Here is an 8,735-nt window from a genome sequence, read left to right on the forward strand (position 1 = left end):
TGATAACTGATAACTGATAACTGATAACTGATAACTGATAACTGATAACTGATAACTGATAACTGATAACTGATAACTGATAACTGATAACTGATAACTGATAACTGATAACTGAAAAAGCTGACGACTAAAAAAAGAGATGACTATCGGGTTGAATATTAATTTCCATGGGGACGGCTTGTGGTTCAGCATTCATGGCAAAATAGATAGCATCGGCGGCGGTTTGAGCGGTTAACATTTTAGTGCGATCAACTTTTAAGCTCACCTGATCCCAAAAAGGAGTATCCACACCACCAAAATAGAATAAAGTCATTTTAATACCATAGCGTTTTAACTCATCGGCCAAACATTTACTAAAACCGACTACCCCGTACTTAGAAGCACAATAAGCGGCAGCCATAGCCATAGAATGCTTACCTAAAATTCCCACCACATTACAGATATGACCGTACTTATTTTCCTTCATCACATTAGCCGCAGCCTGACAGGTATAAAAACTCCCCTTCAGATTGAGGTCGAGCATTTTATCTAAATCTTCCGGCGTGATTTTATTGTATTGTTTCATCACCCCGGCCCCAGCCGCATTAACCAACACATCCAACCGGCCGTAATGGGAGACAATTTTTTCCATCAAAGTTTCTACCTGAGTCGGATTGGTGATATCCGTCGGCACAATTAAAGAGGGACAACCCAACTCACTAGCTAAATTAGATAAATTATCGGCATTTCTGGCCACTAATACGAGTTTATGACCATTAACAGCTAGTTTACGGGCTAAAGTAGCACCGATACCCCCCGTAGCACCGACAATCAGGACAACTTTTTCGCTCATAATTATTGATAATTCTTTACAAATCTTATTGTAGGCCTTTCGCCCCAGAAAAGCATCGACAGTCACGCCCCTTTGATTAAGCTTTAGCCAACTTCTGATAGGATAAACCGTGACAATGTAAAGAAATTTTTATGACTGTACTGACCGAAGGAATCGCGCCCCACGGTGGGCAATTAATTAATCGTATTGCTACCGCTGCTGAAAAAGCAGAATTTCTGGCCCTAGCTGAAAAACTACCGCGAGTTTCCTTAGATGAACGAGCGCTCTCGGATTTAGTTATGATTGCTATTGGTGGTTTCAGTCCCCTCAAAGGCTTTATGGAACAGGACGACTACGAAAAAGTCGTCGATGATATGCGTCTAATCAATGGTTTACCCTGGGCAATTCCCGTGACTCTTTCCGTTAGCGAAGAAGTGGCGGATCCCCTCAAAGAAGGCAACTGGATTCGTTTAGATGACAGCGCAGGCAACTTTGTCGGAGTCCTAGAGCTAACCCAAAAATACCGTTACAATAAGGCCCACGAAGCAGTTAACGTCTATCGTACCGACGACCAGAAACATCCCGGGGTAAAAGTCCTCTACGAACAGGGAGAAATTAACCTCGCAGGTCCAATATGGTTGCTTCAGCGCGATCCTCATCCTCAGTTTCCCAAATATCAGATCGATCCTCTGCAATCGCGGAAAATGTTCCACGAAAAAGCTTGGAAAACGATTGTCGGTTTCCAAACCCGTAATCCCATCCACCGGGCCCACGAATACATTCAAAAATGCGCCCTAGAAGTGGTAGATGGTTTATTCTTGCATCCTCTTGTCGGCGCTACCAAAAGCGATGATGTGCCGGCCGATGTGCGGATGCGTTGCTATGAGATCATGATGGATAAATACTTTCCCCAAGATCGCGTTATTCTGGCTATCAACCCCTCAGCTATGCGTTATGCAGGCCCCCGGGAAGCAATTTTCCACGCTATTATCCGTAAAAACTACGGTTGTACCCATTTTATCGTCGGTCGTGACCATGCCGGAGTCGGAGACTACTACGGAACCTACGATGCTCAGTATATCTTTGATGAGTTCGAGCCGGGGGAATTGGGAATCATGCCGATGAAGTTTGAACACGCTTTCTACTGTACCCGCACTTCGGGAATGGCAACCACTAAAACTAGCCCCAGTTTACCGGAAGAAAGAATACACCTTTCGGGAACGAAAGTCCGGGAACTGCTGCGTAAAGGAGAATTACCACCTCCGGAATTCTCCCGTCCAGAAGTGGCTGCCGAATTAATCCGCGCCATGCGAGAGTCATGAACATAACTAGGCGAGAATTGATCCAGCAGACAGGTTGGGGGTTGCTGACTTTGGCGATTAGTCAAGGGACAGTTAACCGTCATTTGGCTGCTCTCGCCGCCCCTAATCCCCGAAAATTGGCTCTTTTAGTCGGTATTGACCAGTATGGGGCGAATATTCCGCCGCTGCCCGGTTGTCTTACCGATGTGGAGTTACAAAAAGACCTTCTCCGTTATCGTTTTGGTTTTCAGGATGCTGATATAGTGACTTTAACGGGGCAAAAAGCCACTAGAGAAGCGATCGAATTGGCTTTTTTAGAACACCTGATCGCCCAAGCTAAAACGGGGGATGTGGTAATTTTTCACTTTAGCGGTTATGGCAGTGTTGGGGCCCGAAAAGAGGTTTTTATTGCTGCTGATGGGGCAGAAAATGCTCTAATTAAGGAAAATATTTTGCTTTTGGCTCGCTGTCTAGCTACGGATAAGTTTAGCTTGGTTTTTGATAGTAGTCATCTCCCCCAACCTCAGCCCTATCTCGGTAATCTCCGCGTTCGCTCCTATTCTAGAACCATTAGTGACCTTAACCCCGCCGAGTTAACTTTCGCTGCCGATATTAAAACCCGTTTTAACCTCAAAAATAAGCCTAGTAACGGCGTTATTCTCGCTGCCGCTAAACCAGAGCAAATCGCCCTGGAATTGAGCGGTAATAGCCCCAATGCCGGCTTATTCACCTATGATCTCACTCAGTATCTCTGGCAAGTTTCCCCCAGTCCGACAATTGCGATCGCTTTTCCCCGTCTCCGCAATCTCGTCGCTAGTCACAGCAGTGAACAACAGCAACCGGCAATCCTAACCAGTAATCAAAAAAATAATTCTGCGGCGCTTTATCATACAAAGCCAGAAAAGTCAAGGGGCGGGGCAGCAATTGTTACAAATCTTATTGACGAGCGCACCCTAGAAGTCAATCTGGTCGGCCTGCCCTTAGAAATCCTAGAAAATTACGGAATTAACTCCTGTTTGAGCTTTATTGAGGCGACCGGGGAGGAAATCAGCCTACAAATTCTCTCCCGTCAGGGTTTAAAAGCCAAAGCCCAGTTATTATCGGCAACCGCCTCCCTAGAAATAGGACAGATTCTAGAGGAAAAATTGCGGGTTTTTCCGAGTCAAATCGGCTTAATCGTCGGTTTGGATAATAACTTAACCCGGATTGAACGGGTAGATGCCACCAGTACCTTTGCCAGTTTGCCCGATGTGGCCGCCGTGGTTAACATTGGCGAACAAGCGGTAGATTGTCTCTTAAGTCGAGTTGGTAGCGAAGAAACTGGCAATTATCAGTTATTATCTGCCAATGGCTCCCTAATTATCGGTAGTTTAGGGGCGGTCAACGAAGCCATTAAATCGGGAATCAAACGACTGCAATCGCAACTAGAAACCCTGCTGGCCTGCAAATTGTGGCACTTGTTGATCAATCAAGAATCCTCCGGTTTAGCCGTCATTGTCACCCTCGAAAGCATTGATAAAATCTATATCTCCCGTCTGCAAACGAAAAAAGCCCTCAATAATAGCAAGGCCAACGATAACGCTAACAATGACTTAATTCTGCCCTTGGGGACGGAAATTCGCTATCAAATTGAGAATCAAGAAGAACAACCCCTCTACGCACTGATCCTTGTCCTCAACAGCGATCGCCAACCGCTTTTATACTGTTCCTGTTCAGAAACCTCCGATAATTTCACCAATTCCAGCCCATTGGCCCCCTTTGTCGTGGCGGCCAAAAGCAAGGCCACCATCCCCAATGACCGCCAAGGGCATTGGAAAATTAGTCAACCCAAGGGCATCAGAGAAAATCTACTGATCCTCAGTCGCCATCCTTTCCCAAAAACCTTTACAATCCTTAATGCTACTCAAAACGTCAAAGGAGAAGCCACCCAACTGCTCACCCTGACTAACCCCCTAGAAATAGCCAGAGCATTCGGTCGCGATCTAAAATTAGATTTAGGTCTAAAAACGGATAGTTCTGGCAGTGTAATTGATGAATACGCCTTTGATCTAGGAACTTGGTCAGGTTTCCGGTTTATTTATCAAGTTATGGACTAAATCGATAGAAAATTCTTATGGAATCCTTGAAAAGAAAAGGTTAAAATCCTAAAACAGCTACCCCTAAATTTCCCGATGAATCTTCTGCCCCGGACCACCCAAAGCCGCCTCAAAAAAATCCCACAAATTCCCAGTGTTTGGGAAGGAGATCGTCGTGCTTTATCCTTATCCGAGAGAATGCCCCGGGCCACCTTAGAACCAAATCAAGAAAGCGGCGGCGAGTGCGTGATCTGGGTGGATGGTAGCGAGGGCTGTGTACGCGCTATGGAAGTAGTTTCCCCCGAAACCGGGCCAGAGGCCATGGTGAGAACCTTAATCCGCGCCATCGAAACACCGCAAAGTCCCGCCCGGCCAGCCAGACCGAAAAAAATTATCGTCCGCGATCGAGAAACACAGTTTTTTCTGCGCGGGGTACTGCAAGATCTCGATATCACCATCGATTATGTACCCAGTTTGCCCCTGATCGATGATCTCTTTCGTGGATTCGACGAATTCCAAAATAACCGCCCCCCGGCAATTCCTCCCACTTGGCAGTCCGCTTTAGTGAAAACCGCTCACGAAATTTGGAAAGCTGAACCCTGGTCCTGTTTAGCTGATTACGATATTTTGGAAATTAAGCTCGATCGCCCCGATTTCCCGAATCTTTACGCCTGTGTCATGGGAATGCTCGGTCGGGAATACGGAATCATTCTCTATCGTTCCCTAGAATCCCTCAAACAATTCCGGCAGTCCGCTTTAGAAGAAAAATCGATGGAAAGATTAGAAAAAGCCTTTCTTTCCCAAGATTGTTGGTTTTTAAGCTACGAATTGGCCGATGATGATGAGGACGATGATGAGGATGACTACGATCTAGCCTCGGCTGCCCCCTCCCAAATCCATCCAGTTTTCGGCAGCGTGCATCCCTACGAAGGTATTCGCCCCTATTTAGATGAAGAAGAAGCAATCACGGTATATTTAGCTTTAATGGCTCTGTTGCGCTTTTTTAAAGGCAATCAATCCGCTTTATCCGAAGAACCGATCGGAGAATTACAGCGTCGTTTTCGCATTCCCCTCGATCCCGAACAGGCAAAAGGGGAAACCGTGGCGGTGACGGTGGCCACGATGCCCGATCTATGTGCGGAATTTATGCAACTCTTGGAGGAGGATGACGACGAGGATGAGGATGATGAGGAAGAATCCGTACTCAAGGAGGATTTAGTTCCTGATAATGCACATCTCAGTCTGGGAATGGTTCCCTGGCAATTATTAGATAAAATTCGCAGTCGTCCAAAAATCCATTATCAACCCCAATCCGTACCGACAAAAGGAGAGGGTTTCCCCGTGGTGATGATCCAGACCTCCCGACCGAAAGCCAAGGAAATTATCGAAAAAATCGAACAAGCTGGCGGTTTGGCGGCTATTGGTTTTAACCCTGGCGAAGATCCCCTCGAAGATACCCGTTATGATCTGGGGATTCTGAAAATGGCTAACGGTGATCTCTATCTATTTGGGGAATTTGAGGAAGATGATCCCGACCACCGTAACGCGCGCCGCAATTGGCAAAAACGCATCAAAAATACCGAGGGTTATTGTGGTTTGATTATTGCCATGGGCGTAACCGGTTCCTCCTGCGGTAATCCCCAATTAAACGATATGTTGGCTCTCTATGAGGCAACATCGATCAATAGTAAAGATTTAGACTTGGGAGTTTTGACTCTTATGCCTCACTTCGGTTAATTTGAACGGGCAGCGGCGGCTTTTTTTCAGTAATCAGTAATCAGTAATCAGTAATCAGTAATCAGTGATCAGTAAACAGTAATCAGTCATCAGTCATCAGTCATCACTCATCAGTAATCAGTAATCAGTTTGCTTGGCAAATTCAGTAATAATTTTGGCCGCATCTTCTCTAAACTCTTGCGGGCAGTTTTCATCCACTGGATCCGGCCACAACGCCGCACAAATTACCGCCCGACACGCGGTCAGTGGTCGTCTTGCCCACCAGATATGCAGCGTAGAAATATGCCCATGACGAATCGATTTTTACCGCCGCGCATGGGCAGAAATTCGCTTAATGGGTAGGTCAACTTCAATGAGGCGTTTAGGGTAGGTCGTCATAGTTAAAATTCTACAATCTCGTTAAAAAATCCCACTCCTCAAACCAAGTTGAGCGATCAACAAGATTGAGTAATGAAATAAAATCTTGCTCAATCTTGAACTCTATATTATAAGGTTTGGTCACTTGATTAATAATTGCTTGAACATCATTTTTATTAGCCATTTTATAAAATTCACGATTGTCATTGATGGTTATTAAATACCTCCTAAATAGAGTATTTAGACTAATATCATTTTCTTTAATAGGATTTTGGTTATTCAAAAAATCCCTTTTACTTAGTTGTTCCCTGACGTTGGCATACCGATGGCAAGTCTCATCAATATATTTATCATCAAGACTCTCTAGCTTTTGTTGCATAATTGTTAAATAATGATTCTCTAGGGATTGTACCAAAGCAGATCGATCAACATTAATATCATCTTTTTTGGCTTCTAGCCATTTTTTTAGTAGATGAGATAACTTGATCAAATCCATTAATAAAATTGACTCAAAAGTATAAGACGGAGTGATATAAGTTGGAATTTTAACATGACTACCCAGTGCTTCAATAAGCTTATCACGGTGATCATCTTCAATAAAATCACGATCAAAGACGAGAAAAGCCTTACTCCAAAGCGTTTCTTGATTTCTAATTAACTGAAAGATCTTTTTATAACTAGGTAAATCCTTAAAAATTTCAGAGACTCCACCCATCACCCAGAAAGAATATTTTTTTGTATTTATACCAATAGTATTCTTTTGTAATAACGTATAAATTGCTTTTGCATCATCCTGACCTTCGACAAAAATGATTTTATCCGCTTCAACTGCATTAATAAAATCTAAACCATTGCTATTCCCTAAAGAACTAATAATAGGATTTAGCGCAGAGGGATAAATTCCTTTAAAGTGTGGCTCTACGAAAAGTTCTTGTCGAGATAAAGCATTATAATTATATTGAGGTCTGTTTTCAATATGAAAAAGCTGATGCAGAGGAACCTGACGAATTAGAGTCTCATTATGAGTTGTTAAAAAGATTTGAGTATTTGTCGAAAATCTAAGAACCGTATCGATTAAACGTTTTTGAATATCCCGATGAATATGACTATCAGGCTCATCAAATAAAATTAAGTTTAGGTCTCTAGTTTTTTCCGGTGCGTAAAGATTCAATAAAATAACAATAATTTGTAACGTTCCACTTCCCAATAGAGAAATATCTTTCTCAATATCTCTTGACTCGATTTTATAATAAATCACTGATTTTATATCTTTTTGGATATCACTTTTAGGGAAAAACTCAATTTTTTTATCGCCGTTAAAGAGAATATACGATAAATCTCGAATAAATTTATTGTAAAGATTTTCATTTCGAGTTGTATCATAATAAAGATTGTATAAACGATTACGAACAACTTCAACAGACTCTCTTTTTTGAATAGATTCAATAATTTGTGGACGAGTCACAAATCTCTCCTCAGTTCTGATGGTGGCTACAGGAGAGGCAAAAGATGCACTAATAGGGTTGGAAAAATTTTCAAAAAACTCATTGAATCCTCTAAAGTTATATTGGTTATAATTCAAAAGCTCAATAACATAATTTAAACCAGAGGTCTTGATAGAAAAACCAATTTCTAAATTTATATCTACTTTATTTAAGTTAATAGATAATTCAATAGGAGCAGTTGTATCACGTTGATAAAAAATATCGTCAATATTTGAAGTTCTAACCGTTTTAATAGTTTCGTAAGGAAAATATTTTTCTGTTGTATGACCGAGAATATAATCACCTTTTTTGTATAACTCTTTATATGCTTTGCCCGCTTGTCGAATTAGCTTATTAAAACACTCATGCCAAAGAGCGATCGCCTCTAGCAAATTGGTTTTTCCTGAATTATTAACCCCAGTAAAGACATTAAAATCAGGATCTAGATATACGGTAACATCTTGAAAAGACTTAAAATTTTTAATCTGAATTTTGCTGATCTTCATTCCCGTTCATCCTGCCGTAGAATTGCCTCTAGTCCAAGCTGATAATGTTCAATGCTTGTAACAGGTTGCCGTCCTAGCGTAACCGCATCTCGAATGACATAAACTTCCGACATTGTCCCACAGTTAAACACCCTATAGAGCCAATAGTCCCGCTTTAATCGTTCGGCTGTTTTATACTTATCTCTGATGCTAACACAATTTGGAAGTAGGTTAGCCCAATTAAATCTAATTAGGGAGCAGTCTCGTAGATTGGTTTGAGCGAAACAATACTTGGGAGAAAACGTATTAATTCGATTGAAAAAGCGAAACCCAACAACCCCAACGCGGCTCTTCTGGTTTTCGTGTGTTAATTTTTGTTATGAATTAAAGCAAGCAAACAGCTTAAGTCGAAGATGTTCAAAATTGGTAAATCCATAACTTATTCTTTTAATAAGCTTTATTTTGGTATTCATTCCCTCAATTAA

General features: G+C 42.2%; 7 protein-coding genes. 3 read left to right on the plus strand and 4 right to left on the minus strand.

Translation table 11 applies throughout. The features are described 5' to 3' along the window. Positions 1–127: 127 nt before the first annotated feature. Positions 128–832, minus strand: coding sequence for an SDR family oxidoreductase (locus IM322_RS05535; protein WP_286825298.1), 705 nt, complete (start codon positions 830–832; stop codon positions 128–130). A gap of 131 nt (positions 833–963) precedes the next feature. Between IM322_RS05535 and sat the strand changes: the two genes are divergently transcribed. From sat to IM322_RS05550, 3 genes are all read left to right on the plus strand, one after another. Next, positions 964–2,133 (plus strand): sulfate adenylyltransferase, encoded by a 1,170-nt coding sequence (gene sat / locus IM322_RS05540; protein ID WP_287675076.1) that lies wholly within the window; start codon positions 964–966, stop codon positions 2,131–2,133. Further along, complete coding sequence (locus tag IM322_RS05545) at positions 2,130–4,208, plus strand: caspase family protein (protein WP_287675079.1); 2,079 nt, start codon at positions 2,130–2,132, stop codon at positions 4,206–4,208. The genes sat and IM322_RS05545 overlap by 4 nt, the downstream gene beginning before the upstream one ends. A gap of 75 nt (positions 4,209–4,283) precedes the next feature. Next, a complete protein-coding gene (locus IM322_RS05550; RefSeq protein WP_287675083.1) occupies positions 4,284–5,924 on the plus strand; it encodes a DUF6930 domain-containing protein in 1,641 nt (546 codons plus the stop codon). A 117-nt stretch (positions 5,925–6,041) separates the two neighbouring features. Here the strand turns inward: IM322_RS05550 and IM322_RS05555 are convergent, their stop codons facing one another. The 3 genes from IM322_RS05555 to IM322_RS05565 all read right to left on the minus strand — a co-directional run. Next, positions 6,042–6,221: a DUF1156 domain-containing protein gene (locus IM322_RS05555; protein WP_287675088.1), complete on the minus strand. Its 180-nt coding sequence runs from the start codon at positions 6,219–6,221 to the stop codon at positions 6,042–6,044. A gap of 91 nt (positions 6,222–6,312) precedes the next feature. Beyond that, positions 6,313–8,271, minus strand: coding sequence for an ATP-dependent nuclease (locus tag IM322_RS05560; RefSeq protein ID WP_287675085.1), 1,959 nt, complete (start codon positions 8,269–8,271; stop codon positions 6,313–6,315). A 356-nt stretch (positions 8,272–8,627) separates the two neighbouring features. Continuing rightward, the coding region (locus tag IM322_RS05565) for a transposase (RefSeq protein ID WP_287672724.1) at positions 8,628–8,735 on the minus strand (108 nt) is incomplete at its 5' end.

This window comes from Microcystis sp. M109S1 (assembly GCF_020247025.1).
Classification (GTDB): domain Bacteria; phylum Cyanobacteriota; class Cyanobacteriia; order Cyanobacteriales; family Microcystaceae; genus Microcystis.

Coding starts and splice junctions, on each gene's coding strand:
- IM322_RS05535 (WP_286825298.1), bottom strand. CDS start 832: ATGAGCGAAAAAGTTGTCCTGATTGTCGGTGCTACGGGGGGTATCGGT.
- sat (WP_287675076.1), top strand. CDS start 964: ATGACTGTACTGACCGAAGGAATCGCGCCCCACGGTGGGCAATTAATT.
- IM322_RS05545 (WP_287675079.1), top strand. CDS start 2,130: ATGAACATAACTAGGCGAGAATTGATCCAGCAGACAGGTTGGGGGTTG.
- IM322_RS05550 (WP_287675083.1), top strand. CDS start 4,284: ATGAATCTTCTGCCCCGGACCACCCAAAGCCGCCTCAAAAAAATCCCA.
- IM322_RS05560 (WP_287675085.1), bottom strand. CDS start 8,271: ATGAAGATCAGCAAAATTCAGATTAAAAATTTTAAGTCTTTTCAAGAT.